Origin of the sequence: Gilliamella sp. WF3-4, assembly GCF_001690275.1 — a bacterium.
Classification (GTDB): domain Bacteria; phylum Pseudomonadota; class Gammaproteobacteria; order Enterobacterales; family Orbaceae; genus Gilliamella; species Gilliamella apicola_C.
On the sequence record NZ_LZGW01000045.1, the window covers coordinates 79970 to 106279 of the forward strand.

The following is a 26310-nucleotide window of genomic DNA, read 5'->3' on the forward strand; positions in this document are numbered from 1 at the left end:
CGCTAATGTTATCACTAGATCTTTGTTAATTTTACGGCTCGACTTCTTCAGTATTATTATCTCTTTTCGCTTTTATTTTTTTGACATTTTCAGTTGCTACCGAGGCCATTCTTCCCATGGTATCTCTAAGAATTTTTCCATCATCGGTTTTAAATGAAGCAAGCTGTTCTATACCATTTTCATCGACTTCAAAATAGGTTGCTTCAACAAACCCCAATTTACTTGCATAGAATAGATGAGGAATACTACCACGAGTTGAATTATAGATTTGAACTGCCGCATTATAATCTTCTCTTCTTTTTAAAATCGTGTTTTCAATCTCATCAAGTTGCACCATTAATTGCTGATAAGTCGAGTTTGCTTTTAAATCAGGAAAACGATTTGCTAGCATTTGAACATTACCGATAACTCGAGATGCTTCAGATGCAACATTATTTGCGGTAGCAATATTATTACTCTCAGTCACGGTAAAGTGAGTTAACTTTTCATGATCGCCATAACTAGACGCGATATCAGACAACCTTTGCGCTATATCGTGCCTTTTCTTTATCGTTACATAAATATTTGATTGTTTTTGTTTTACATTTTCAGCTAAGCTCCTAAGCTTATTGTATGCAAGAAATAGCCAAACTAAAACACCAATGACCAAAATAAAAAATAAGAAAAACATATTATTGCCTCTTTGTTGTAATTAAATTTCTATAATTTAGATAATTAATATTTCTTTATATTTCATTGTAAAGATATGATAAAAGCAAGCCAATATGAAACGGGTTTGAATAAATATAGAGAATTGAGCATATATTACAGCTGGCTTATTGATATTAGATATTCAGTAAATATGGTTCGCATCAAGCCCGTTATCGTAAACCTTGCTAATTAATAGGCACGTTATCACACATTCTTGTTACTTTCAACTTATGTTAAAACAATAACTTATTTTATTTATTCAGTAAATAAGGTCTGTAGATAGCAGAAGAGATAAATGATGGTGTTTTAAACCTAACACTGTTCATTGGTTTGAAATAGTGTGAATGAATCTCTTTCAGAATAAATTTTATTTAATAAGTTAAAGAATTTGTTCGCAAATAGAATAGATATAAATTATTTATACTATTTTTTATAATGATACACCTGCATTAACTACCGATTTATTCATTATAATTAAATTTATATTCTTGTATTTTAGATTCTTTTCTGCTTTCTTACAGTGCTTGTTTATTGCATAGTTTCAATAGATCAATATCTAAAATCTGTTTATATACAAAGATTTTGTTGGCTTTGACTGATTTGCATTGATATGTTATTGATGCGTAATTCATCTATTTGCTTTCTAGCGTGTCATAATGAAACTTCTGGATAACTACCAAAGCTAATTAATGCGCCTTTTTTGATATACGGACGCATATACTTAAAACACCATATTTTAGAATTATTCGATTTAACCAAGAGATACATACCACCATCATCAAATAACGAATAATCTTTCCCTCTTTGCTTGGCGGTTTTTATTTAGGGGGGCTGTTAATGGATGTGTTTTTCTAGCCATAATTATTTTAGGTATACGATATATAGGTATATTTTCTTCTTATACCTAGGCATATACCTAAAAATTTTGGTTGTAAATGTACTTTACTGATACTTAATGGGCAATAAAATAGACTTTAAGGCTTGTTATTACTGGGTTTGATGTGCTTTGTAGGGTTTAAAAGAATGCTGATGTTTATTGATTTGGTGCCGTGGGCGGGACTTGAACCCGCATGCTCTTAGAGCACTACCCCCTCAAGATAGCGTGTCTACCAATTTCACCACCACGGCGCCGTTTTTATTCAGGAATATCTGATGTTGAATTCTGTTGTGTTGGTTGAGCAACTGGAGCGGTTATTTGTTCCGTTTTGCTTTCGTTTTGTTGCGTTGTTGTTGGTATAGTATCTTCAAGGCTATCAAACTCGCCTGTTCTAGTTACGTGCGGTTTGCTACCCAAATTCGATAGTAAAATGCTTATGATAAAAAACAAAATACCTAACAAAGTTGTAGCGCGAGTTAAAAAATTTCCACTACCAGAAGAACCAAACAAAGTTGCTGACGCACCCGAGCCAAAAGAAGAACCCATATCAGCCCCTTTGCCTCGTTGAATCAAAACTAAAGCGATAATCGCTAAAGCGATAATCAAATAACTCACAATCAAAAATTCGTACATTTCAACCTGTCAATTTTATGTGTTCTACAACAGAATCTATTGGTGCGAAATATTAGCGAAAGACAAGCCAACAAGCAAGTAAAATTTCAAGAATTGTTGGCTTGTTGTATAAAATGTCCTTTTTAATTAATAAAAAGTTACTAATTTTTAAACTAAAATCAATATTACCATTATTGCAACCAAAACTATTTTTCAACTTGAATTGGCGTCATTATGCCTTGCATACAGCATGTAATAACTGTTCTTTTCCCCCATACTTGAATTTGTCCTATCCAAGCATCAATTGCATATTTGTTAAAATATTCTGGATATTGTTCTGTCAGTGGAAATTCATCAGATGAAAAAAACCAGTAATAATAGTGGGACCAAGTAAGTACAACCATGCCATATTTATCTACAATCACACTATTTACAGGGTTAGCATTAATAGAAAAATATGCAATATTAGCCAGCTCACTCTAATAGTGAGAGTATAATAATCAATTGTGCGTTCTTGTCTAAAAAGCAGTATAATGTCGCCATTTTTATTATGGTAAGCTCTATTTATGAAATTTATTGTTAAACTTTTTCCTGAAATAACCATCAAAAGTGATTCTGTTCGTTTACGTTTTATTAAAATACTCACCAGCAATATTCGTAATATTTTAAAACATCATATTGAAGATGTTGCCGTGATTCGTCATTGGGATTTTATTGAAGTTCGCCCAAAAATTGAAAATAGTGAAGCCAAGATACTCGAATTATTAACAAGGATCCCCGGTATTCATCATATTTTAGCCGTTGATGAAATCACTTTCGTTGATATGCATGATATTTTTGAAAAGGCAGTGGTTTATTATGCGCCATTAATTGAAGATAAAACATTTTGTGTACGTGTAAAACGTCGTGGCAAGCATGAATTTTCTTCAATTGATGTTGAACGTTATGTTGGTGGTGGGCTCAATCAATATGTTTCTTCGGCTAAGGTTAAATTAAATCATCCAGAAATTACGGTTAACCTTGAAATTGATAACGACAAATTACTACTTGTTAAAGGTCGACATGCTGGCATTGGTGGTTTTCCAACGGGTACACAAGAAGATGTCATTTCACTTATATCGGGTGGTTTTGATTCAGGCGTGTCAAGTTATATGTTAATGCGACGTGGAAGCCGTGTACATTATTGTTTCTTTAATCTTGGTGGAAAAACTCACGAGATTGGTGTTAAACAAATGGCTCATTATCTTTGGGAACGTTATGGTAGTTCGCATAAAGTGCGTTTTATTGCGATTAATTTTTCTGATGTTGTTGGTGAAATTCTTGAGAAGATCGATGATGGACAAATGGGCGTTGTTTTAAAACGGATGATGGTTCGTGCTGCATCAAAAATTGCACAGCGTTATAAAGTAGAAGCACTTGTTACTGGAGAGGCATTAGGGCAAGTATCGAGCCAAACGCTGACCAATTTACGATTAATTGATAATGTTAGTGACACACTAATCTTACGACCTCTAATCACACATGATAAAGAAACAATTATCAATCTTGCGCGCCAAATTGGTACTGAGGATATAGCTAAAACCATGCCAGAATTTTGTGGTGTGATTTCTAAAAGCCCAACAGTTAAAGCGGTAAAAGAAAAAATTGAAGCGGAAGAGCTGAATTTTGATTTCACGATTTTGGATAAAGCTGTTGCTGAAGCTGAAAATATTGATATTCGTGAGATAGCTAAACAAGCTGACACCAAGATTACTCATGTTGAAACAATCACAACACTTAATGCTGATCACGTGGTCATTGACATTCGTTCGCCAGACGAGCAAGAGGATAATCCACTTGTATTGAATGACGTTGAAATCAAACTTATTCCATTTTATAAATTAGCAACACAATTTGGCAATTTGGATCAGTCAAAACAATATTTACTATATTGCGATCGTGGTGTTATGAGCAAGTTACAAGCGCTTTATTTAATTGATCAAGGATTTAATAACGTAAAAATATTTACTTTATAAAACTTAACAATACATTACTATATTATTTGTATTTTTTACCTATATAATGGATTTTGTGCATAAATTATGCTTGTTATTTAAAATAAATATCAAAAATAAATGCTATAAAGAGGAGTGTAATGAATAGCAAATTACTTATAGTTGATGATGATGTTGAGATTGCTTTATTATTACGTGAATTGCTCGAATTAGAAGGGTATCAAATTGAAATCGCTAATACGGGCATTGAAGCTTTAGAAAAATTTGATGATACTATCGATCTTGTGCTACTTGATATTATGATGCCTGAAATGAACGGGTTTAATGTATTATCTCAACTCAGAGCTAAATTTACCGTTCCGATTATTTTTTTAACAGCCAAAGATAGTGAACATGATAAAGTTAATGGGCTTGAGCTTGGAGCGGATGATTACATTCTAAAACCATTCAATGACAGAGAACTTATCGCTCGAATTAATGCGCAGTTACGAAGAGCGCGTTGGGATAATATCTCAAATGATGATTCTGATAAGCCAATTCAATATATTATTGATAAACTTAACGTAAATCGAAAACAACAAGCTGTTTTTTTTGATAATAAGTACATTGAATTAACTGGGACAGAGTTTCAAGTATTGCTAAAATTTATTGAGCAAGGGGGCAAAATAATTTCACGAGACATGCTAACTGCATCGGTTTTAGGGAAAAAGTTTGTCCCACTAGCTCGCTCAATTGATGTTCATGTGTCTAATTTGCGCAAAAAGCTTCCGCCAAGAAGTGATGGTTTACCTTGGATTAAAACATTACGTTCTAAAGGCTACTTATTTGTCATTGACCCACATGATGATTTATTACAAGACTAGAATAATATGATAATAAAGGCCAGATAACATGTGGTTTTTTGACAGGCTAGCTATCAAAATTTTCACTATATTTTTATTAACGATAGCTTCTTTCTTAATGTTAATTATGGTGTTACCCAATCTTGATTCGCGAAATTTAACGTATTTAGCAAATAAAGATAAAGAAATCGGTAATAAACTTGCTCGGCAAATTGAAAATGATCTTGCCAATGTACCCAAAGATAGTTTTCGCTGGTGGATGCGCTTTATTGTGGTAATGAATACGCACCAAAAACCAGCTCAATCTTTATTTATAGTTACTCCCAATGAGCAAATTATAACAGCTGAAACTGAAAATATTGATTTGATAAAAAACTTTAGTCAAAAATCTCATAATGTTGATGATCCAGCAAAGCAAATTTATGATACCCAAGAAATTATCGGCCCTTTTTTGATTCATTATACAAATGCGCAATATCAATTATATATTTTACAACCCGCAACAGATAGCCAATCCCAATTTGTTAATTTTATTTTTGATCACCCTTTTTTATTACTAACGCTGACTATGCTTGCAAGTTCCCCTTTTTTACTTTGGTTATCTTGGAGCATAGCAAAACCGGCAAGAAAGCTAAAACAAGCGGCAGATCAGGTTGCTAAAGGTAATTTGCAAGAGTGGCCAGATCTTGAAAAAATAGGATCGTCTGAATATAAAGCAACGGGCGCTAGTTTTAACCTTATGTTAAGAGAGCTAAAACGAATGCAAACGTTGCAACAACGTCTGTTTTCGGATATCTCTCACGAATTACGCACACCACTAACACGCTTACAACTTGCTACTTCCTTATTACGTCGAAAACAAGGCGAAAGCAGTGAAGTTATACGTATCAATAATGAAGCAATAAAGCTAGATGCTATGATTGGTGACTTACTATTATTGGCAAGGCAGCAATATGACAATAATGAAATTCGTGAATTTAATCAAATTGATCTTCTATTTAAACCCGTGTTGGATAATGCGGCGTTTGAAGCCGAACAAATAGGAAAAAATTTTTCAGTGGTTAATCAACCAACTAACCACACTATTTTATGTTATCCCGTAGCGTTATGCAGTGCACTTGAAAATGTTATACGAAACGCATTTCGCTATTCAAATAAACAAATTATTATCAATTTTGAAGTAAAAAAACAAAAGGTAACAATTACCATAGATGATGATGGCATAGGTGTAGCTGAAAGTGAATTAGCGCAAATATTTAGGCCATTTTATCGCACAAGCGAAGCGCGTGATCGACAATCTGGTGGAACAGGACTCGGGCTCGCAATAGTCGCTAATGCAATCATACGCGATCACGGCACGGTTACCGCAGAAAAAAGCCACCTTGGTGGACTTCGAATTGTGATAATATTACCCATTCATAAATATAAATAATAAAAGAGAACTATTGTGTCAAATACTGCATTAAACATCGTTTTATTTGAACCGGAAATTCCTGCCAATACAGGCAACATTATTCGCCTTTGCGCTAACACTGGCTTTAACTTACATATTATTGAACCCATGGGCTTTTATTGGGATGACAAAAAGCTAAAACGAGCAGGGCTTGATTATCAAGAATTTGTCGATGTAAAACGTTACAAAAATTTGGACCATTTTGTAGATACCAATCAAATAGACTGGTTAACACAAGTGTATGCTTTAACCACAAAAGGACAAAAACCGCATAGTGAAGTTAATTATCAACAAAATGACTTTTTAATGTTTGGCCCAGAAACCCGCGGTTTACCTAACACAATATTAGATGCACTGCCTCAGGATAAAAAAATACGTATTCCTATGTTAGCCACAAGCCGTAGTATGAACTTATCTAACTCGGTAGCTGTTGTCGTTTACGAATCATGGCGCCAGCTAGGTTACATGGGAGCAAAATAGATTATTGTTTTAGAAAGAATAAACTGACAAACGGCTTACGTATCATTACCATAATTGCATAGCTACCTAAAACGCTTACAAAATTTTAGGCTAAGAAGCCAAGCCAAAAAACGTAATACTTTATAACTATATGATTTTACACAAAATAAAAACTTAAATAAAATCAATAGCTTTTCTGAAGTATTTTTTAATAAAAAGGCTTTATTTTTAATCCGCTAACTGAATAATCGCACAGTGCTATTCGGTGGCAGAATATGCCACCGATAGAGCCAAATTAGCCCGCCAAACAAAGATAGCTAGAGAGATACTGTTTTATCAGCAATAAATCAGCATGGTTGCGTAAGCAAATAAAACGCTTAAAAATTTTAAGCTTGGATATCAAGCCCAAAAACGTAATATCTTATAACTATATGATTTTACACAAAATAAAAACTTCAATAAAATCAATGGCTTTTCTGAAGTGTTTTTTTAATAAAAAGGCTTCCTTTTTAATTCGCTAACTGAATAATAGCACAGTGTTATCCGGTGGCAGAAGATACCACCGACGGAGTCAGATTAGCACATCAAACAAAGATGTTTAGTGAGATACTGTTTTATCAGCAATAAATCAGCGTGATTGCGTAAAACCGAGTGACAAAAGAGGAACGAATTTTTCTGGAAAACTTTGAATACCACAACATTTAAATATCAAAACATTGCCAAGATAGCCTCAAAAGGCGCTATTCTATGATAAGAGTAACAAAAAAGCACATTAACTTTTGTTTAAAAAATTAATCAGTTTTTTTGTTAAAATTTCTCTAATAAATTGAATTAGATACCATACTGAGTATCAAGCAAAGTAAGCCAGCATCGTACACAAATTCACGTTACTAAAGTGGTTTATTAAAGATAATAGTATGTCTTTTTTATAAAATAGAGCTTACTCTTTTTTTACTATAGTCAATATCTTTAATAAACAACGTTTTTTGAGCTTTAAATTATTTTTAATAAAAAAAAACGTGATCTGCGTCAAATTTTGAGTATACTATGCCTCTCATAAAACCCTAGTTTTTTTAAGGATGTTAGTTTGAGCACAGATAAACTTGTTGATTCATATTCTCCCGCACAAATGACCCAAATTGCCGAAGACATTGGCCATTATAAAGTAAACAAACACCCAGCTAGCACGATTTTATCTGCAATTCTTGCAGGTGTTTTTATCTCAATTGCTTTCGTATTTTACATTACTGTAACCACAGGCACTGCAACGGTTGCGTTTGGCTTAGCAAAATTGGTGGGGGGCATTTGTTTCTCATTAGGTCTTATGCTGGTTGTTTGCTGTGGCTCAGACTTATTTACTTCAACAGTATTAACGATTTTGCCTAAAATGACGCACAAAGTGAGCTGGATAAAAATGCTCCGTAATTGGATTTTTGTCTATATCGGTAACTTTATTGGTGCTATACTGTTTGTCACAGTAATTTGGTTTTCTGGCCAGTATATGGTTGCTAATGGCTTATGGGGGCTAAATGTTCTTCAAACGGCAGATCACAAGTTACATCATACCTTTATTGAGGCCGTATGCCTTGGTTTTTTAGCTAATCTAATGGTTTGTTTAGCTGCATGGCTAAGTTATGCAGGTCGTAGTTTACTTGATAAGATGTTAATCATGGTCCTTCCTGTTGCAATGTTTGTTGCCAGTGGTTTTGAGCATAGCATTGCCAATATGTTTATGATCCCAATGGGTATTGTGATTAATAACTTTGCGTCACCCGAATTTTGGCAAGCAATTGGCGTGTCTCCTGATGCATTTAAAGAACTAACGGTAACGCATTTTGTTTTAAATAATTTAATTCCTGTAACAATTGGGAATATTTTAGGTGGTTTAGCGGTTGCACTACCTTATTGGGCTTTATATTTACGTAAGCCACATTGATTTTATGATATTTATCCTCATATAAAAAAGGATGAATAGATATTTTTGTAAACCTGAGGTGAAAAACTATGAGTAATTTAAACGAAGTACAAGCTGTTGCTTGGAAAGGATTTAAAGATGGTGATTGGCAAAATAATGTTAATGTCCGCGATTTTATTCAAAAGAACTACACGCCATACGAGGGTGATGAGTCTTTCTTAGCTGGCGCGACAGAAGCTACAACTAAGTTATGGGCTAAAGTAATGGAAGGCATCAAAGTTGAAAATGCTACCCATGCCCCTGTGGATTTTGATACCAGTGTTATTTCGACAATTACTGCTCATGACGCAGGTTATATTGAAAAAGATTTAGAAAAAATTGTTGGCTTACAAACTGAAAAACCACTAAAACGTGCGATTATCCCGTTTGGTGGTATCAAAATGATCGAGAATTCTTGTAAAGCTTATAACAGAACGCTAGATCCATTAGTCAAAAAAATCTTCACTGAATACCGCAAAACCCACAACCAAGGTGTTTTCGATATCTATACGCCAGATATCCTTCGTTGTCGTAAATCAGGTGTTATCACTGGTCTTCCTGATGCTTATGGTCGTGGTCGTATCATTGGGGATTACCGTCGTGTAGCACTTTACGGTATCGACTATTTAATGAAAGACAAATTTGCACAATTCAATTCACTACAAGCTGATTTTGAAAATGGTGTTGATTTAGCCATGACAATGCAACGTCGTGAAGAAATCGCAGAACAACATCGTGCACTTGGTCAAATCAAAGAAATGGCGGCTAAATATGGTTTCGATATTTCTGAACCTGCTAAAACAGCACAAGAAGCTGTTCAATGGACTTATTTTGGTTATTTAGCTGCGGTTAAATCACAAAATGGTGCGGCAATGTCATTAGGTCGTACATCGACTTTCTTTGATATTTACTTCCAACGTGATCTTGCTGCTGGATTAATTACTGAAAAAGATGCGCAAGAAATTGTTGACCATTTTGTAATGAAATTACGTATGGTTCGTTTCTTACGTACGCCTGAATATGATGAATTATTCTCAGGTGACCCAATTTGGGCAACCGAATCTATCGCTGGTATGGGGGTTGATGGTCGTACTTTAGTAACTAAGACTTCTTTCCGTTTCTTAAATACTTTATACACAATGGGTCCATCGCCTGAACCTAACATGACAATCCTTTGGTCTGAACAATTACCAAGTGGATTCAAAGAATTTGCATCAAAAGTATCAATTGACACATCATCATTACAATATGAAAACGATGACTTGATGCGTCCTGACTTTAATAACGATGACTACGCGATTGCATGTTGTGTAAGCCCAATGATCGTCGGTAAACAAATGCAATTCTTTGGTGCGCGTGCAAACCTTGCTAAAACACTTCTATACGCAATCAACGGCGGTGTGGATGAAAAATTAAAAATGCAAGTCGGTCCTAAAGAAGATCCAATTATGGATGAATATTTAGATTTCGATACAGTATTTGCTCGTTTAGACCACTTCATGGATTGGTTAGCAAAACAATACGTAACAGCATTAAATGCAATTCACTACATGCACGATAAATACAGCTACGAAGCATCATTAATGGCATTACATGATCGTGATGTTATTCGTACTATGGCATGTGGTATTGCGGGTCTTTCTGTTGCTGCTGACTCACTTTCTGCGATTAAATACGCTAAAGTAAAAACAGTTCGTGATGAAGATGGTTTAGCGACTGACTTCGAAATTGAAGGTGAATACCCACAATTTGGTAACAATGACCCACGAGTTGATGACATTGCTGTTGATTTAGTTGAACGTTTCATGAAGAAAATTCAAAAACTTAAAACTTATCGTAATGCAATTCCAACACAATCTGTACTTACAATTACATCAAATGTTGTATATGGTAAGAAAACAGGTAACACACCAGATGGACGTCGTGCAGGAGCACCGTTTGGACCAGGTGCTAACCCAATGCACGGACGTGACCAAAAAGGTGCTGTGGCTTCATTAACTTCTGTTGCTAAACTACCATTTGCTTACGCTAAAGACGGTATTTCTTATACTTTCTCTATCGTTCCAAATGCATTAGGTAAAGATGATGATGTACGTAAACGCAACCTTGCTGGCTTAATGGATGGTTACTTCCACCATGAAGCAACAATTGAAGGTGGACAACATCTAAATGTTAACGTATTAAACCGTGAAACATTATTAGATGCGATGGAACACCCTGAAAAATACCCACAATTAACAATTCGTGTTTCTGGGTATGCAGTACGTTTCAACTCATTAACTAAAGAACAACAAAAAGACGTAATTAGCCGTACATTTACGCAATCTATGTAGTTTAGTCATTGATTAACTTAATTAAAATAGCGCCCTTAAGGCGCTATTTTTTTATCAACGCTAAAATACTATTTGTGCCACTGTAATTAAATATGAATACGATGATAATAATTAAATATTATGGGTCATTATTCGATATAATTAAACGGAAATATAATTCGTATTGATTAATACAATGGGTGTAATTTGGTCATTATCAGGGTTAAAATGATTAAAAAAGCAATATGAGCAATGATTAGAGATTATCTATGGAACAACAAAACATAATTATGACAACAAAGTCGCCTATTATAGGTCGTATTCACTCTTTCGAATCTTTCGGTACTGTAGATGGTCCTGGGATTCGTTTTATTGTCTTTTTTCAGGGGTGCTTAATGCGCTGCTTGTATTGCCATAATCGCGATACGTGGGATTTAAAAGCAGGTCGAGAAGTTACCGTTGATGAGTTGATGAAAGAGATTGTTTCTTACAAAAGCTTCATTATGCCAAATGGTGGCGGTGTAACGGCCTCTGGTGGTGAAGCAACTTTACAAGCTGAATTTGTTACTCAATGGTTTAGAGCTTGCCATCAAGAGGGTATCAGTACCTGCTTAGATACTAATGGGTATGCTAGACAACTCGATCATATAATGGATGAACTTTTAGAAGTCACTGATTTAGTGATGCTCGATTTAAAACAGGTCAATGATGAAATTCATCAAAAACTAGTGGGTGTGCCTAATAAACGTGTTCTAGAATTTGCTAAACATCTACAAAAAATTAACAAAAGAACTTGGATACGTTATGTGGTTGTACCGGGATGGACTGATGATGATGATTCCGCTCATTTACTCGGTAAATTCATTCAAGGAATGGATAATATTGAGCGCGTAGAATTATTAGCTTATCACAAATTGGGCGCTTATAAATGGGACACGCTTGGTGACGAATATAAGTTAGCTGGCGTTGAGGCACCGCCAAGAGAAACCATGGACAGGATCCAAGGTATTTTAGAATCTTATGGCCATTATGTCACTTTCAGTAAATAAAATAAAAGGCATATGAATGATCATATGCCTTCCATCTGCGGTTTTCACCATATTATTTTTCGCTTTATTGCTCGTAAAACAAAAAGGCAACCTTCTAAAGCAAGAACACAAACTGACGACCAAATAAGCCCATATGAAACAATGTGTTCAGACGAAATTGATTCATGTAAAAATAAGACAGAAACAATAGTAAGTAATACTGGCTCTACATAACCAAGTAAACCAAACAAACCCATTGGTAATAGTCGCCTTGCCATAAAATACATCGCAAATGCTAGTGCGGTTATTATTCCCAACATTGGAATATATAGATGGAAATGGATAAGATCATCAAGTATCTTGTTAACACGATGACTTATAAAAAAGTAGCCTAAGCAACCTAAGAAAATAAAAAAGAAGTCAGAAAATGTACCTGCAATACCTTCTATTTGCAACTTACGCCGAACCATGAAGTAAATAGGGTAACCTAATGCAATAACGGCAGTTTCCCATGAAAATGCTTGGGTCATATAGATTTCAATAATAACGCCTAATACCGCCAGTCCAACTGATATTTTTTGTAAAAAACTTAACTTTTCTTGGTAGATGAGCTGCCCAATAATTACCATGGTTAATGGTAATAAAAAATACCCTAGTGATGCCGATAACCCGTGCCCATTAAGGGGAGCCCAAATAAAAATCAACATTTGTATTGTTAGCAGTAATGAAGAGAATAACAGCCCAATAAGCAACGATGGTTGCTGCTTAATTCGTGCTAATAGCATTGCAATTTCAGACCACTGTTTTTCTATAGAAATAAGAACAATAATGGCAGGAAAAGAAGTTAACAATCGCCAACAGAAAACATCAATAACGGATAACGGTTGTAATAAAACAGGATAGTAATAAAGTAAACCAAAAAGGCATGACGCCAGTATCGAAAGTGTAATGCCTTTTATCATTTTTCCACCTTAATTAATAAAAAAATAGCGCTAATTATTAGCGCTATTGTTATGTGTAATGTCCAGTTTTATCCGATAAACTCAACGCCATTCATATAAGGAATTAAGACTGATGGGATTTTAATTGTTCCATCTGCCTGTTGGTAGTTTTCCATAATGGCAACCAGTGTGCGACCAACCGCTAATCCTGAACCATTTAAAGTATGAACTAAATAAGTTTTATTATCGGCCTTATTACGGTAACGAGCTTGCATGCGACGTGCTTGGAAATCCCACATATTAGAGCAAGAAGAGATCTCACGATAAGTATTTTGCGCTGGAACCCAAACTTCAAGATCGTAAGTTTTACATGAACCAAAGCCCATATCGCCAGTACATAACACAATTTTTCGATATGGTAATTCAAGTAATTGTAGAACTTTTTCCGCATGGGCAGTAAGTTCTTCTAATGCTTGCATAGATTCTTCAGGCTTAACAATTTGCACCAATTCGACTTTATCAAATTGATGCATACGAATTAATCCACGAGTATCTTTACCATAAGATCCTGCTTCAGAGCGGAAGCACGGCGTATGTGCTGTCATTTTTAATGGTAATACGCTTTCATCAAGAATTTCATCACGCACAAGATTGGTTACAGGCACTTCAGCAGTTGGAATTAATGCATAATTGCTGCTTTCTGTTTCTTCATCTAGCGGTTTAGTATGAAATAAATCACCCGCAAACTTCGGCAATTGTCCTGTGCCAAAAAGCGTTGTCTGATTTACCAAATACGGCACATAAATCTCGGCATAACCATGTTGTTCAGTGTGCAAATCTAACATAAATTGAGTTATAGCTCGATGTAAGCGTGCTATTTGTGATTTCATCACGACAAAACGTGCACCGGTTAGCTTTACTCCTGCTGCGAAATCTAGTCCACCAAAGCGCTCACCCAATGCAACATGATCTTGAATCGGAAAATCAAACGTTCTTGGAGTTCCAAAGCGAGAAACTTCTACATTGTCATTTTCATCTTTGCCATCAGGAACCGAGTCATCAGGAATATTAGGAATAGTCGAAGCTATATCTTTAATTTGGTTAAGTAAGATATCAAGTTCAGCTTTAGCGCTATTAAGTTTTTCACCAAGTTTATTCACTTCTTCACGTACAGCTGAGATATCCTCGCCTCGTGCTTTAGCTGCACCAATTGCTTTTGAGCGAGCATTACGCTCAGCTTGCAAATTCTCTGTTTCAACTTGTAATACTTTGCGTTTTTCTTCTAGTTGACGGATAGTATCAACATCTAATTTAAATCCACGGCGTGCTAATTTATTAGCAACAAGATCAAGTTCATTTCGGAGTAAATTCGGATCCAACATAAATAATGTCCATTATTATTAATTAAGTAATATTTTCACTTCATTATTATTCTAATATAGATAACAGAACATATAAATCAAAAAGTGGGTAATTACATATATTAAAATTTGTGAACTTAGTATACTAGAATTATATTGGTATTCAACCAAAATGGCGCACCCGAAGGGATTCGAACCCCTGACCGCTCGGTTCGAAGCCGAGTGCTCTATCCAGCTGAGCTACGGATGCGTGTAAACTCATGAAAAAGTGGTGCATCCGAAGGGATTCGAACCCCTGACCGCCCGGTTCGTAGCCGGGTACTCTATCCAGCTGAGCTACGGATGCATTTTGAATTTATTAAAATGGTGCATCCGAAGGGATTCGAACCCCTGACCGCCCGGTTCGTAGCCGGGTACTCTATCCAGCTGAGCTACGGATGCATATTTTAATTTTAAATGGCGGTGAGAGAGGGATTCGAACCCTCGATGCAGCTTTTGACCGCATACTCCCTTAGCAGGGGAGCGCCTTCAGCCTCTCGGCCATCTCACCGAAACATTATGATTTCGCTTTAGCAACAAAATCATAATGTGTGGCGCACATATTACGGTTTACAAAAAATAAGTCAAACATTTTTTTGTTTATGTGCGCTTAATTGTTTATTTCCTACCCAATATCACCCCATTGGCTTGGATAATTCATCATTTGTCTCTTTTGACTGATGAATCTTGTTATATATCTCTTCCCTATGAATTGAAACTTCTTTAGGGGCATTGATACCAATTCTGACTTGATTACCTTTAACACCTAAAATAGTAATGACTACATCATCACCAATAATTAGTGTTTCACCTACTCTCCTAGTTAAAATTAACATTCGATCTCCTAATATCAGTTAAGTATATATCTAAACAATTTTTAAGATATAGCTTCGCTAGCCTTCTATCAGTAAGATAAAATTTTGCAGAAAAAACTCTAATATTTAACTAATAAATAATCGAGCATATCTGGACTAACTTGCTTGTAATTTATTACTGATTTCCTTTTTTACAGAAGATAACGCTTCTGGTAACGCTGAAAGATCCATTCCACCTGCCTGAGCAAAATCAGGTCGCCCACCACCTTTACCACCTACTTTTAACGCTAATTGAGAAACTAATTCACCAGCTTTAACTACACCGATTAAATCATTGGTGACTCCAGCAGCTAAATTGATTTTGCCATCATTAACGGCCGCTAAAACAATTACGCCTGTTTTCAATTGATTTTTTAGATCGTCAATCATAGTGCGCAATAATTTTGCCTCGACATTATCAAGTTTAGCAATTAGCAAATTTGTACTATTGATTTTTTCGCATTGATTAAGCAATTGCGCACTATCTTGGCTCGCTTTTTGTGCTTTTAATTGCTCAATTGTTTTTTCAAGCTGTTTAGTTTGTTCAAACAGTTGCTCAATACGATTTAAAACAGCAGACTTATCGCTTTTAACTACTTGCCCAATCTGACTTAATAAATTAGACTCATGATGGATAAGATCCATTGCGTTCTGCCCTGAAGTTGCCTCAATACGGCGCACACCAGATGCGATACTTGATTCGGATATTATTTTAAATAAACCAATATCACCCGTTCTATCTACATGAGTACCACCACAAAGCTCAATTGAAAAATCACCCATTGTAAGAACTCTAACAATATCTTCGTATTTTTCACCAAATAAAGCCATAGCGCCTTTATCTTTGGCTTTATCAATTGGCATTAGTTCAATCTCTACAGGTAAATTGTGGCGAATCTGTTGATTAACCAAATTCTCTATCTCAATAATTTGTTCAGGCGTAATAGCTTGATTATGCGAAAAGTCAAAACGCAGATAGCTATCATTAACTAAAGACCCTTTTTGATGAACATGATTACCTAAAACACGTTGCAACGCAGCTTGTAACAAATGTGTAGCTGAATGATTACGACGAATACGCTCACGTAACTCCACATCAATTGCAGCAGTAACATTATCGCCAACTTTTAAAGAACCTTTAATTATTTTACCTATATGACCAATACTTTTGCCGTATTTTTGACTATCTAAAACAGTAAATTCAACATTTGCTGCTGTTAATAACCCTTTATCGCCAATTTGACCGCCAGACTCGCCATAAAATGGTGTCTTATCTAAAATGACAATAGCATCATCGCCACAATTAACATTTTCAACTTTTTGACCATCTTTAAATATCGCGATTACTTTTCCTGATGATTCTGCTTCTTGGTAGCCTAAAAACTCTGTTTTATCATCAAGTTTGATAACATTACTATAATCAACATTAAAAGCGCTTGATTCACGGGCTCGCTTACGTTGCTCTTCCATGCATAAATTAAAGCCAATTTCATCAACAGTAATATTTTTTTCACGACAAACATCAGCAGTTAAATCTAAAGGAAAACCGTAAGTATCGTAAAGTTTAAATGCAATATCTCCAGGTAAAATGTTACCCGTTATTTTAGTTAATTCTTGATCAAGTAAAAACAACCCTCGTTCTAGTGTCTTTAAAAATTGCTCTTCCTCAATTTTGAGTGCGTCTTCGACCAACTTCTGGTTTTGTCCTAATTCAATCGCAGCACTTCCCATTACATCAATTAATGGTTTAACAAGTTTATAGAAGAAAATATCTTTGGCGCCTAACATATGCCCATGGCGTACAGCACGTCGAATAATACGGCGTAATACATAACCACGGCCTTCATTAGATGGCAGTACACCATCAGAAATTAAAAATGCACAAGATCGAATATGATCGGCAATGACTCGTAATGATTTGCTTTCCAAATCTTTAGTTTGAATAATCTCAGCCGCATCGTGAATTAATTTTTTAAATAAATCAATTTCATAATTAGAATTAACATGCTGAAGCACCGCGGCAATACGCTCAAGCCCCATACCTGTATCAACTGATGGCTTAGGCAATGGTTCCATTGTACCGTCAGGGCGTCGGTTAAATTGCATAAAGACAATATTCCAAATTTCTATATATCGGTCACCATCTTCTTCAGCGCTACCAGGAGGGCCACCCCAAAGATGATCGCCATGATCATAGAAAATTTCAGTACAAGGACCACAAGGACCTGTATCGCCCATTTGCCAAAAGTTATCTGAAGCATATGGCGCGCCTTTATTATCGCCAATACGAATTATTCGTTCTTTAGGGATACCGATTTCTTTCTCCCAAATAGCATATGCTTCATCATCTGTCTCATAGACAGTAACCGTTAACCTATCTTTTGGTAGGTTAAACCATTCTTTACTGGTTAATAGCTCCCAAGCAAAATGTATTGCATCATGCTTAAAATAATCGCCAAAACTAAAGTTTCCTAGCATTTCAAAAAAAGTATGATGGCGAGCTGTATAACCAACATTGTCTAAATCATTATGTTTACCGCCAGCGCGGACACAACGTTGTGATGTTGTTGCTCTAGTATAAGAGCGTTTATCAATACCAAGAAAGACATCTTTAAATTGATTCATTCCAGCATTAGTAAATAATAGTGTTGGATCATTATGCGGGACAAGGGAACTACTTGTGACAACTTCATGTCCTTTGCCACGGAAAAAGTCAAGAAAACTTTGACGAATTTCTGCAGTGCTTTTCATTTATGCTTCCATATAAAACGATAGATTTTTAAACATAGTAATATACCCGCTACAACTAAAGTTGAAAAGTAAATATTCTCATATCGAAACGGATCTAACTAATATTACAAGTAAATAAGGGAAAACTAAAAAAGAATTTGCGAGCTTTATTTATAATTGCTTTTATTAAGCTATATACTTAGTATTGTAGATATTATAATTATTTAAGTCAATAAATCGTAAGCAGTTTTAATATCATCTTGTGTATAACCTCTCGCCATTAAAAATTGCATACATTTTTGTTTATTATTATTATTTTTACAATCAATTTGTTTTAGCTTTTTTAGTAATTGCTCGTATGCCATATTTTCCCAATTGATATCGGCAATTTGCAAAAGTTGCCGGCTCAAATCAACAGGTAAACCTCGTTGTTTAAGTTCCATGGCTATTTTATATTTTCCATAACCTTTTTTGGCTCGCATAACAATATAATTTTCAATATATTGTTCGTCATTAATCCAATTTTGTTTTATACAATATTCAATAACATATTGTATTTCAATTTTTAGTTTGGCTAACTGGTCATGGTATTCTTCATCGGTGTATTGCAGTTTTTTTATGAAAAAAGAGGCTATTTTTTGGCTTAGCTCATAAGAAGAATGGTTGCGCTGTGCAAGTAATTGCACAGCTTTATTGAGCATTGATTTGTTCAGTTTTGTTTCCATTATTCAACGCTTTCGCTTTCTGATGATATAGCTTGGTCATCAGCTGTAAAAACAGCAGGGCTATTTAATAATAATTCGCGTATTTTAGCTTCAAGTTCTGAAGCGATCTCAGGGTGTTCTTGTAAAAACTTAATTGAATTAGCTTTACCTTGACCCACTTTCTCGCCATTGTAGCTATACCACGCTCCTGCTTTATCGACTAACTTATGCTTAACGCCTAAATCAATTAACTCGCCTTCTTTCGAAATACCACAACCATAAAGAATTTGGAATTCAGCTTGTCTAAAAGGGGCTGCCACTTTGTTTTTAACCACTTTTACTCGAGTATCACTACCAATAACATCTTCACCTTCTTTTACAGAACCAGTACGGCGGATATCTAAACGTACTGATGCATAGAATTTCAGTGCATTACCGCCAGTTGTCGTTTCTGGACTACCAAACATAACACCAATTTTCATACGGATCTGGTTAATAAAGACAACTAAACAATTGGCATTTTTAATATTCGCAGTTAGTTTTCGCAATGCTTGTGACATTAAACGAGCTTGTAATCCCATATGAGAATCGCCCATTTCACCTTCAATTTCTGCTTTTGGTGTTAATGCAGCTACTGAGTCAACGATAATAACATCAACCGCACCAGAACGAACTAAAGCATCACAAATTTCAAGTGCTTGCTCTCCTGTATCGGGTTGCGAAACGAGTAAATCGTCGACTTGCACCCCTAATTTTGCAGCATAAATAGGATCCAGCGCATGTTCAGCATCAATAAATGCACAGGTTTTACCCTCTTTTTGTGCTTGAGCTATCACAGATAAAGTTAGCGTTGTTTTACCAGATGATTCAGGGCCAAAAATTTCAACAATTCTACCCATTGGTAGGCCACCGATACCTAATGCAATATCGAGCCCTAAAGAACCAGTAGATACCGCATCCACATCCAACGTTTGGGTATCACCTAAACGCATAATTGAACCTTTACCAAATTGTTTTTCGATTTGACTTAATGCTGCTGAAAGTGCGCGTTGTTTGTTTTCGTTCATATTATAAAATTCCAATGAGTTAGGATATGGTTATACATTATACTGTATTGTTATACAGTATCAAGTTTTTTTTATATATAGAAATTATTTAGTTAATCATGAGAACTGCTTCACAATTTTTTTATAAATAATTCATTTGATGTCATAATTGAAACTAACAAATGGTGATGAAATATTGAGATTCAAGATTAAATTTATTGAATTAGGCGGTTAATTTTACGATATATACTATTTGAACAATTTTAAACGCATAGTGGTTGCTTAAATGCACATAAAAGGCGTAAATTATTTCATCATTGAATTTGATTAATTTAATTTGCTAATGCTTTCATAACAAAATACCATTTGATATCATTAGCGGTGCAGAGGGTTTAATCCTCTTTATTTACGAAAGTAATTATTCCACCGCCAATAATTTAAAATAATTCATTGGCTTTTATACTTAAAGGTTATATCGATTTAACATATTTTACAGGTTAAAAAATAAATATCGAATAAAGGGAAATAATGACCATTGATAAACAACATTATGTTTTATGCTCACACTGTGATTTGGTCATAGAATTATCTAATATAGCGGTAGGGCATAAAGCTGTTTGTCCTCGTTGTAATACCACGTTAGCTAAAAATAATAGCAATATGAAATTTAATGCAGCTATGTATGCAGCCTGTTCATTAATTATGATTATTGTAGGATGTGGCTTTCTTTTTATTGATATTCGTATTGTGGGTAATTTTATTGGTATTAGCCTATTAGATATTCCTAAAACCCTTTTTTTTGATAAATATCGTTATATTTCAGCACTTTTTATCTTATTTGTTTTACTCTTTCCTATATTAAATTTATTAATTATTATTTTGCTTTGTTCAAAATTACCCTTAACAAAATATCGTAAACGCGATCTACTTATTGTTTATGAAAAGTTTCAACACTGGTGTATGCCTGAAATATTTCTTACTGGAATTTTAGTGAGTTTTGTTAAACTCATGAGTTATGGCAGTATTGGCGTCACAAGTACATTTTGGGCATTTTGCCTGTTTGTCTTTTTTTATATAAAGTCTTTAGTAATTTTTTCTCCGGAAACCATTTGGAGTGAAATTCACCGTAATAATTTTGCTCAAGGTATATTACAAGCTGGTAAAACGGGAATTTGTCAAAATTTGAAATTATGCAGTTGCTGTGAGGCGATATTACCTAAGCATTATATAAAATGTCCTCGATGCAAACAAAAAAGCAAAATCAGAGAACGCGATAAGATACAATGGACTATTGCTTTATTGGTTACTTCATTGATTCTTTACATTCCCGCTAATTTATTCGGCATAATGATAACTGTTGTATTTGGTTCGCCATCAAGTTCAACCATTATGGATGGTGTCATTTATATGTGGCAAGCAGGCGATGTGCCTGTTGCACTTGTTATTTTTATTGCCAGTGTCGCTATTCCCATCTTAAAAATTATTTCGCTAAGCTGGCTTTGTTATTTTGCACTGGCTGTAAAACGAAAAAATAATCATAATTGCTTGAAAATGAAAAAATTATATACAGCAGTTGAATTTATTGGTAAATGGTCAATGATAGATATATTTGTGGTTTCTGTTATTTGTTCTTTAGTTAGAAATCAACAAATGATGGGTGTTTATCCTGATATTGGCGTTACATTTTTTGCAACTGTTGTGATTATTACAATGATTGCATCACAAAAATTTGATCCTCGTTTAATTTGGGATCTACCGCAAAATAAAAAAATAGATTAATAGGAACAATATGACAACATCAAGTAAATTAGCAAAAATAATTAAAATTAGAGCTATTTCAGCAATATGGATCATCCCCATTGTTACTGCAATTGTTGGTCTTTGGATAATCTATGCGCATTTTGCCGATAGAGGAACATCGTTTACATTGCTTGCAAAAGACGCCAATGGCATTGTTGCTGGGAAAACGGTTATTAAAAACCGTAGCGTTGATGTCGGTATCGTCGATGAAGTAACTCTATCTGACGACTACACGCAAGTAGTAATAAAAGGGCGTATTTATAATGATATGGATCCGCTACTAAAAAATGACTCTATTTTTTGGGTTGTGAAGCCAGAAATTGGTCGAGATGGCGTAACTGGACTTGGCACGATTTTATCGGGTGTTTATATAGAACTCGTTGCTGGAAATGATACCCACAGTTTTCAACATAAACCTTTTGTCCTGTCTGATGCCCCTCCGTTGTCCGATCCAAGCATTAAAGGAATTCGTCTAAATTTAGAAAGCGATCAAAATGGGGTAATTCCTAGAGGCGCATCTGTCATGTTTCATGGTTATCGTGTAGGTAATGTTGAAACGTCAGAATTTGATGTTGAATCACGTAAAATGAAGTACCAAATTTTTATTACCAAACCTTACGATGTATTAGTAACACAAAATGTGCGGTTCTGGAAAGAAGGCGGAATTAACTTAACTCTCTCATCTCGAGGCGCCAGCTTAGATGTCCCTTCTTTAGATGTCTTAATGTCTGGTGGAATCAGTTTTGATTTGCCTGAAGGTTCAAAATTAGGTGCGCCAGCTGAACAAAATTCAGTTTATACATTATACGAAGACAAAAAATCTATCCAAGATTCACAATATACTGAATACAAAGAATTTCTTATTATGCTTTCCGATTCCATTTCAGGCTTATCAGAAGGGGTACCCGTTGAATATCACGGAATTAGGCTAGGAACAGTTTCGAAAGTGCCATTTTATACCGCTGAAATGTTAAAACAATCATCGATTTTAAATAAAAGAGTTCCAATATTAATTAGAATTGAACCCGATCGTTTATCAGAACTTGTTGATGAAAAAATTGACATTGCGGCATTGATCATCAGAGAACAACAAAATGGCTTAAGAGCTTCATTAAAAACTTCTAACATGTTCACAGGCGCATTATATATAGATCTTGATTTTTACCCTGACTTAAAAAATAAATATGATCCAAAATTAGCGCAACAGTTTGGTTACGATACCATTGAAACAACGTCGACAGGAATTGCACAAATTCAAGCAAAAATTATTCAGCTATTAGATAATTTTAATAACTTACCACTGAACAACACCGTATCACAGTTTAATAAATCATTGGCTACCAGTGAAAAACTAATGAATTCATTAAATCGAATTATGGCGAGTAAAGAAATGCAGAATATGCCAAAAGATCTGCAAAAAACATTACGTTCACTAAATGAAACAATGAAAGGGCTACAACCAGGATCTGAACTAAATAATCAAATGAAAGAAAGCTTACAAAAAGTTCAACACATGATGGATGAACTTACCCCGTTACTTAATACGCTCAATAATAAAAGTAATGCACTGATTTTTTCTGCTCCGACGAAAAAGGATCAAGAACCTAAAGCAAAAGGTAAAAAATAATGAACAAAATAGATAAAAAGTTACTTATAGTCATATTTATGCCATTGTTTGCTATATTAGTGGGTTGCTCGGCTGGTAGCCCAAGTAAAAGTTATTTTCAGCTAACAAGTAATCCACTCAGCCCAGTGTCAAAAAATATGAAAATCACTAATCATTTTATTTGGATTGAATCGGTTGATGTGGCAAGCTTTTTAAATAACCCAGGTATTGTATTGCAAACAGACGATATCAAATATGAAACGGCAGCGAATCATCTATGGGCATCAACTTTATCTCAACAACTTGAAGAGCGATTAACGCAAGATTTAACCGCTTTGTTGCCTAATTATGTTGTATCCAGCCGATCAATTACAACGCCAATATTAACGATAAAATTATTTATTGATGGCTTCCATGGTAGCTATACGGGCGATGCGGTAATAAAAGGGCGATGGGTTGTTACTGACAGTAAAAATAATATTGAAACTAAACCATTTGAGCGCCATGTCCCTTTAGCAACCAATGGGTATGACGCTTTAGTTAAAGCACTATCAAAAGGATGGCATGATGAAGAGCTAGACTTTGCAAACTCAATAAAACAATAGTGTTTATTCAAATTCCGTCAGCAAGCTGGCGGAATCTCTACACTTAAATATGATTTTTTCTTAATCGCAACTTAAACTGGCTAAACACAACATCATCAATTTCTACCCATTTACGAACACTATTGATAAAAGCAATTTTATCAGCATTTAAAAGATCAGCTTTTACAATTGTTTTTTCTAACAACCGATTGTGATTTAAGTAAAATTGCCGCATGGTACCAGCAAGTAACCCCGATTCTTTTTTAGGCGTAAACCATTGACCATTAAGTCGCAATGCCAAATTTCCATTGACAAATTCAGTTACTTCATTGTGTTGATTAAAATTAATATACTCTTTCCCAACCGCTAAATCAGGAAAGTGCTCACGATTTGATGTCTTATGATACAAATACACATTTTGCGTATGAACACACTGTGGCGCTAATCGGATTTCATTAATGCTCATCGGCGTGTTAATGATATCTTTACTAATCGTGTAATGCCCATCTTTTTGTTGTAAGATTCTCACTTTATAACATGCTTTTGGTGATGAGTTTGCTAACTTAATCAGTTGCAACTTAATTGCATGAATATCACAGTTAAAATCAAAATAATCAGCTGATTGAGCAAGCCTGCTTAAATGTTCATCTAATAATAACAATTGTCCTTTTTCAAGCAACAACGATTCAATAATATATTTGGGGATAGCAGTAGTACGATTTAAAATGGCTGTTTTTGCTAAGATCTCGTTATATTCGTCTTGTGATGTTGAATCCCACGTGATACCCCCACCAACGCCATAGCACATCTGTTGATTATGCACAGTTAAGGTACGAATTGGAATATTAAATATGGCTTTATTCATATACGGCTCAATATAACCAATTGTTCCGCAGTAAATGCCACGAGGTGTGTTTTCACTGTCTGCAATAATTTGCATAGTACTGGTTTTTGGTGCGCCAGTAATTGAACCACAAGGGAATAGCGCCTGAAAAATTTGATATAAATTGGCATCGTCTTGCAATTCACCTTGAATCGTTGACGTCAACTGCCAAACAGTGGGATATTTTTCAGCCTCAAACAATTGAGGCACTGTGACAGAGCCAGGCTTTGCAATTTTACTTAAATCATTACGCAATAAATCAACAATCATCATATTTTCTGCTTGATTTTTTTCTGAAAATAATAAATCTAATTGCTGTTTATCTTGCTGGTTATTTAAGCCACGCCCTGTTGTTCCTTTCATTGGTTTAGTGGTAATAACTCTATTGTCTAACTTGAAAAATAATTCTGGCGAAATTGATAAAATATAATAATCGTCAAACTCAAGATAAGCACAATAATCTGCCTGATTATTTTTTTGTAGAAAATGGTAATAATCAATAGCGCTTTCATTAAAGGGTGCAGTAAATTGAATAGTGTAATTAGTCTGGTAAGTATTGCCTAATTCAATTTGTGATTTAATATAAGCTATTTTTTGCTGATATTCATCAAATGCGGTGTCACTGATCAAATCAAAATTTGGGGGCGTATAATCACTGATTTCTGGTTGCTTAAGGACAGTAACATCATCAAAAATTCCAAATAAAAGAAGGGGTAAATCTTGATTAAAATTATGACTATTTTTGGTTTGGTTTGCACTATTTAATCCCATTGCACTTTCATAGGCAAGGTAACCAACAGCAAAATAACCTTGTTGAGTAAACTTTTCAACCTCATCAAGTTGTTGCTTAATTGAAGAACAATCATGTGATACTAACACTTTGATAGGATTACAAAAATATTTACGCTCACCTTCAAAATCGATATAAATTTTCATTTTAAATATTACTTATGGACAAAATTATTAATCATTTGTAAACCGGATTCGGTTTTAATGGCTTCAGGATGAAATTGGACGGATTCAATGGGTAATGTTTTGTGGCGCAATCCCATAATCAACCCATCATGATTTCTCGCCGTTACAACTAACTGCGGATCTTCTGGTAAAAAACTATCACAAACAATCAATGAATGATAGCGAACAACCGAAAGCGGGGATTGAATTCCTTTGAATATGCCTAGGCCATCATGAGTTATTTCATCAATTTTACCATGCATAGGTATTGGCGCTTTAATAATGTGGTGACCATAATATTGAGCTATCGCTTGATGTCCCAAACAAATTCCCAGTATCGGGCAAATATGAGAAAACTCAGCAATAACTGCAAGTGATATTCCTGCATTAATTGGTGCGCCAGGACCCGGGGAAATAATAATTTTAGAAATGGTAAGCGCTTTTACTTGTTCAATTGTCATTTCATCATTTTTAATGACTTTAACTTTTGCGCCAACTTGGCACAGATAATTGTGAATATTAAATGTAAAAGAATCATAATTATCTATTAATAATATCAAAATATAACCCACTAATTATAAAGCATA

At 34.8% G+C, this 26310-nt stretch carries 22 protein-coding genes and 5 tRNA genes; 10 read left to right on the forward strand and 17 right to left on the reverse strand.

Annotated elements, in window-relative coordinates:
• Positions 1 to 31: 31 nt before the first annotated feature.
• The 5 genes from A9G47_RS09560 to A9G47_RS09575 form a co-directional block, all read right to left on the reverse strand.
• The gene (locus A9G47_RS09560; protein ID WP_065642764.1) at positions 32 to 670 is read right to left on the reverse strand and encodes a LemA family protein; all 639 of its coding nucleotides are present in this window, start codon (positions 668 to 670) and stop codon (positions 32 to 34) included.
• A gap of 671 nt (positions 671 to 1341) precedes the next feature.
• Positions 1342 to 1512 carry an integrase arm-type DNA-binding domain-containing protein gene (locus A9G47_RS15000; protein WP_442903247.1) on the reverse strand — a complete coding sequence of 57 codons (171 nt, stop codon included), beginning with the start codon at positions 1510 to 1512 and terminating at the stop codon, positions 1342 to 1344.
• A 220-nt stretch (positions 1513 to 1732) separates the two neighbouring features.
• Positions 1733 to 1818 (reverse strand) — tRNA-Leu (locus tag A9G47_RS09565).
• 7 nt (positions 1819 to 1825) lie between these two features.
• Entirely contained in the window at positions 1826 to 2200 is a 375-nt protein-coding gene (secG, locus tag A9G47_RS09570) for a preprotein translocase subunit SecG (protein ID WP_065642765.1), read from the reverse strand.
• A 185-nt stretch (positions 2201 to 2385) separates the two neighbouring features.
• Positions 2386 to 2604 carry a hypothetical protein gene (locus A9G47_RS09575; RefSeq protein WP_065653462.1) on the reverse strand — a complete coding sequence of 73 codons (219 nt, stop codon included), beginning with the start codon at positions 2602 to 2604 and terminating at the stop codon, positions 2386 to 2388.
• 141 nt (positions 2605 to 2745) lie between these two features.
• Between A9G47_RS09575 and thiI the strand changes: the two genes are divergently transcribed.
• The 7 genes from thiI (at position 2746) to pflA (ending at position 12242) form a co-directional block, all read left to right on the forward strand.
• Entirely contained in the window at positions 2746 to 4194 is a 1449-nt protein-coding gene (gene thiI, locus A9G47_RS09580) for a tRNA uracil 4-sulfurtransferase ThiI (RefSeq protein WP_065567841.1), read from the forward strand.
• Between the two features lie 119 nt (positions 4195 to 4313).
• A complete protein-coding gene (locus A9G47_RS09585; RefSeq protein ID WP_065567842.1) occupies positions 4314 to 5036 on the forward strand; it encodes a response regulator in 723 nt (240 codons plus the stop codon).
• Between the two features lie 28 nt (positions 5037 to 5064).
• Positions 5065 to 6447, forward strand: a complete 1383-nt coding sequence (cpxA, locus tag A9G47_RS09590; protein ID WP_065642766.1) for an envelope stress sensor histidine kinase CpxA — start codon at positions 5065 to 5067, stop codon at positions 6445 to 6447.
• Between the two features lie 15 nt (positions 6448 to 6462).
• A complete protein-coding gene (gene trmL, locus A9G47_RS09595) occupies positions 6463 to 6948 on the forward strand; it encodes a tRNA (uridine(34)/cytosine(34)/5-carboxymethylaminomethyluridine(34)-2'-O)-methyltransferase TrmL (protein WP_065567844.1) in 486 nt (161 codons plus the stop codon).
• Between the two features lie 1066 nt (positions 6949 to 8014).
• The gene (focA, locus tag A9G47_RS09600; RefSeq protein WP_081303626.1) at positions 8015 to 8863 is read left to right on the forward strand and encodes a formate transporter FocA; all 849 of its coding nucleotides are present in this window, start codon (positions 8015 to 8017) and stop codon (positions 8861 to 8863) included.
• A 68-nt stretch (positions 8864 to 8931) separates the two neighbouring features.
• The gene (gene pflB / locus A9G47_RS09605; protein ID WP_065642767.1) at positions 8932 to 11214 is read left to right on the forward strand and encodes a formate C-acetyltransferase; all 2283 of its coding nucleotides are present in this window, start codon (positions 8932 to 8934) and stop codon (positions 11212 to 11214) included.
• A 248-nt stretch (positions 11215 to 11462) separates the two neighbouring features.
• A complete protein-coding gene (gene pflA, locus A9G47_RS09610) occupies positions 11463 to 12242 on the forward strand; it encodes a pyruvate formate lyase 1-activating protein (RefSeq protein ID WP_218057015.1) in 780 nt (259 codons plus the stop codon).
• A gap of 44 nt (positions 12243 to 12286) precedes the next feature.
• Here pflA and rarD read toward each other — a convergent pair whose 3' ends face one another.
• The 10 genes from rarD to recA all read right to left on the reverse strand — a co-directional run bounded on the left by rarD (position 12287) and on the right by recA (position 19917).
• Positions 12287 to 13183: an EamA family transporter RarD gene (gene rarD, locus A9G47_RS09615; RefSeq protein ID WP_065567774.1), complete on the reverse strand. Its 897-nt coding sequence runs from the start codon at positions 13181 to 13183 to the stop codon at positions 12287 to 12289.
• Between the two features lie 68 nt (positions 13184 to 13251).
• The gene (gene serS / locus A9G47_RS09620; RefSeq protein ID WP_065567773.1) at positions 13252 to 14544 is read right to left on the reverse strand and encodes a serine--tRNA ligase; all 1293 of its coding nucleotides are present in this window, start codon (positions 14542 to 14544) and stop codon (positions 13252 to 13254) included.
• Between the two features lie 152 nt (positions 14545 to 14696).
• A tRNA-Arg gene (locus A9G47_RS09625) sits at positions 14697 to 14773 on the reverse strand.
• A 19-nt stretch (positions 14774 to 14792) separates the two neighbouring features.
• Positions 14793 to 14869 (reverse strand) — tRNA-Arg (locus A9G47_RS09630).
• A gap of 18 nt (positions 14870 to 14887) precedes the next feature.
• Positions 14888 to 14964 (reverse strand) — tRNA-Arg (locus A9G47_RS09635).
• A gap of 16 nt (positions 14965 to 14980) precedes the next feature.
• Positions 14981 to 15073: transfer RNA gene (locus A9G47_RS09640), tRNA-Ser, on the reverse strand.
• Positions 15074 to 15197: 124 nt separating this feature from the next.
• Positions 15198 to 15398, reverse strand: a complete 201-nt coding sequence (gene csrA, locus A9G47_RS09645) for a carbon storage regulator CsrA (protein WP_065567772.1) — start codon at positions 15396 to 15398, stop codon at positions 15198 to 15200.
• A gap of 135 nt (positions 15399 to 15533) precedes the next feature.
• Positions 15534 to 18167, reverse strand: coding sequence for an alanine--tRNA ligase (gene alaS / locus A9G47_RS09650; RefSeq protein WP_065642768.1), 2634 nt, complete (start codon positions 18165 to 18167; stop codon positions 15534 to 15536).
• 203 nt (positions 18168 to 18370) lie between these two features.
• On the reverse strand, positions 18371 to 18871 hold the full coding sequence (locus A9G47_RS09655) for a regulatory protein RecX (RefSeq protein WP_065642769.1): 501 nt from the start codon (positions 18869 to 18871) through the stop codon (positions 18371 to 18373).
• Complete coding sequence (gene recA, locus A9G47_RS09660) at positions 18871 to 19917, reverse strand: recombinase RecA (protein WP_065567769.1); 1047 nt, start codon at positions 19915 to 19917, stop codon at positions 18871 to 18873. Before recA ends, A9G47_RS09655 begins: the two co-directional genes overlap by 1 nt.
• A gap of 507 nt (positions 19918 to 20424) precedes the next feature.
• Here recA and A9G47_RS09665 point away from each other — a divergent pair.
• From A9G47_RS09665 to A9G47_RS09675, 3 genes are read left to right on the forward strand one after another with little or no spacing between them, the layout of a single operon-like run.
• The gene (locus tag A9G47_RS09665; RefSeq protein WP_081303627.1) at positions 20425 to 21675 is read left to right on the forward strand and encodes a PqiA/YebS family transporter subunit; all 1251 of its coding nucleotides are present in this window, start codon (positions 20425 to 20427) and stop codon (positions 21673 to 21675) included.
• Between the two features lie 10 nt (positions 21676 to 21685).
• Complete coding sequence (gene pqiB, locus A9G47_RS09670) at positions 21686 to 23323, forward strand: intermembrane transport protein PqiB (RefSeq protein WP_065567767.1); 1638 nt, start codon at positions 21686 to 21688, stop codon at positions 23321 to 23323.
• Positions 23323 to 23907 (forward strand): PqiC family protein, encoded by a 585-nt coding sequence (locus A9G47_RS09675; protein WP_065567766.1) that lies wholly within the window; start codon positions 23323 to 23325, stop codon positions 23905 to 23907. The genes pqiB and A9G47_RS09675 overlap by 1 nt, the downstream gene beginning before the upstream one ends.
• A gap of 43 nt (positions 23908 to 23950) precedes the next feature.
• Here the strand turns inward: A9G47_RS09675 and pabB are convergent, their stop codons facing one another.
• Positions 23951 to 25705 (reverse strand): aminodeoxychorismate synthase component I, encoded by a 1755-nt coding sequence (gene pabB, locus A9G47_RS09680; RefSeq protein WP_065642771.1) that lies wholly within the window; start codon positions 25703 to 25705, stop codon positions 23951 to 23953.
• Between the two features lie 8 nt (positions 25706 to 25713).
• The gene (locus A9G47_RS09685) at positions 25714 to 26283 is read right to left on the reverse strand and encodes an anthranilate synthase component II (RefSeq protein WP_065567786.1); all 570 of its coding nucleotides are present in this window, start codon (positions 26281 to 26283) and stop codon (positions 25714 to 25716) included.
• Positions 26284 to 26310: the final 27 nt, after the last annotated feature.

What these genes read in the sequence shown, in the direction of transcription:
- A9G47_RS09560 (WP_065642764.1), bottom strand. Translation starts at nt 670, where the DNA reads ATGTTTTTCTTATTTTTTATTTTGGTCATTGGTGTTTTAGTTTGGCTA.
- secG (WP_065642765.1), bottom strand. Translation starts at nt 2,200, where the DNA reads ATGTACGAATTTTTGATTGTGAGTTATTTGATTATCGCTTTAGCGATT.
- thiI (WP_065567841.1), top strand. Translation starts at nt 2,746, where the DNA reads ATGAAATTTATTGTTAAACTTTTTCCTGAAATAACCATCAAAAGTGAT.
- A9G47_RS09585 (WP_065567842.1), top strand. Translation starts at nt 4,314, where the DNA reads ATGAATAGCAAATTACTTATAGTTGATGATGATGTTGAGATTGCTTTA.
- cpxA (WP_065642766.1), top strand. Translation starts at nt 5,065, where the DNA reads ATGTGGTTTTTTGACAGGCTAGCTATCAAAATTTTCACTATATTTTTA.
- pflB (WP_065642767.1), top strand. Translation starts at nt 8,932, where the DNA reads ATGAGTAATTTAAACGAAGTACAAGCTGTTGCTTGGAAAGGATTTAAA.
- pflA (WP_218057015.1), top strand. Translation starts at nt 11,463, where the DNA reads ATGGAACAACAAAACATAATTATGACAACAAAGTCGCCTATTATAGGT.
- rarD (WP_065567774.1), bottom strand. Translation starts at nt 13,183, where the DNA reads ATGATAAAAGGCATTACACTTTCGATACTGGCGTCATGCCTTTTTGGT.
- serS (WP_065567773.1), bottom strand. Translation starts at nt 14,544, where the DNA reads ATGTTGGATCCGAATTTACTCCGAAATGAACTTGATCTTGTTGCTAAT.
- csrA (WP_065567772.1), bottom strand. Translation starts at nt 15,398, where the DNA reads ATGTTAATTTTAACTAGGAGAGTAGGTGAAACACTAATTATTGGTGAT.
- alaS (WP_065642768.1), bottom strand. Translation starts at nt 18,167, where the DNA reads ATGAAAAGCACTGCAGAAATTCGTCAAAGTTTTCTTGACTTTTTCCGT.
- A9G47_RS09655 (WP_065642769.1), bottom strand. Translation starts at nt 18,871, where the DNA reads ATGGAAACAAAACTGAACAAATCAATGCTCAATAAAGCTGTGCAATTA.
- recA (WP_065567769.1), bottom strand. Translation starts at nt 19,917, where the DNA reads ATGAACGAAAACAAACAACGCGCACTTTCAGCAGCATTAAGTCAAATC.
- A9G47_RS09665 (WP_081303627.1), top strand. Translation starts at nt 20,425, where the DNA reads ATGACCATTGATAAACAACATTATGTTTTATGCTCACACTGTGATTTG.
- pqiB (WP_065567767.1), top strand. Translation starts at nt 21,686, where the DNA reads ATGACAACATCAAGTAAATTAGCAAAAATAATTAAAATTAGAGCTATT.
- A9G47_RS09675 (WP_065567766.1), top strand. Translation starts at nt 23,323, where the DNA reads ATGAACAAAATAGATAAAAAGTTACTTATAGTCATATTTATGCCATTG.
- pabB (WP_065642771.1), bottom strand. Translation starts at nt 25,705, where the DNA reads ATGAAAATTTATATCGATTTTGAAGGTGAGCGTAAATATTTTTGTAAT.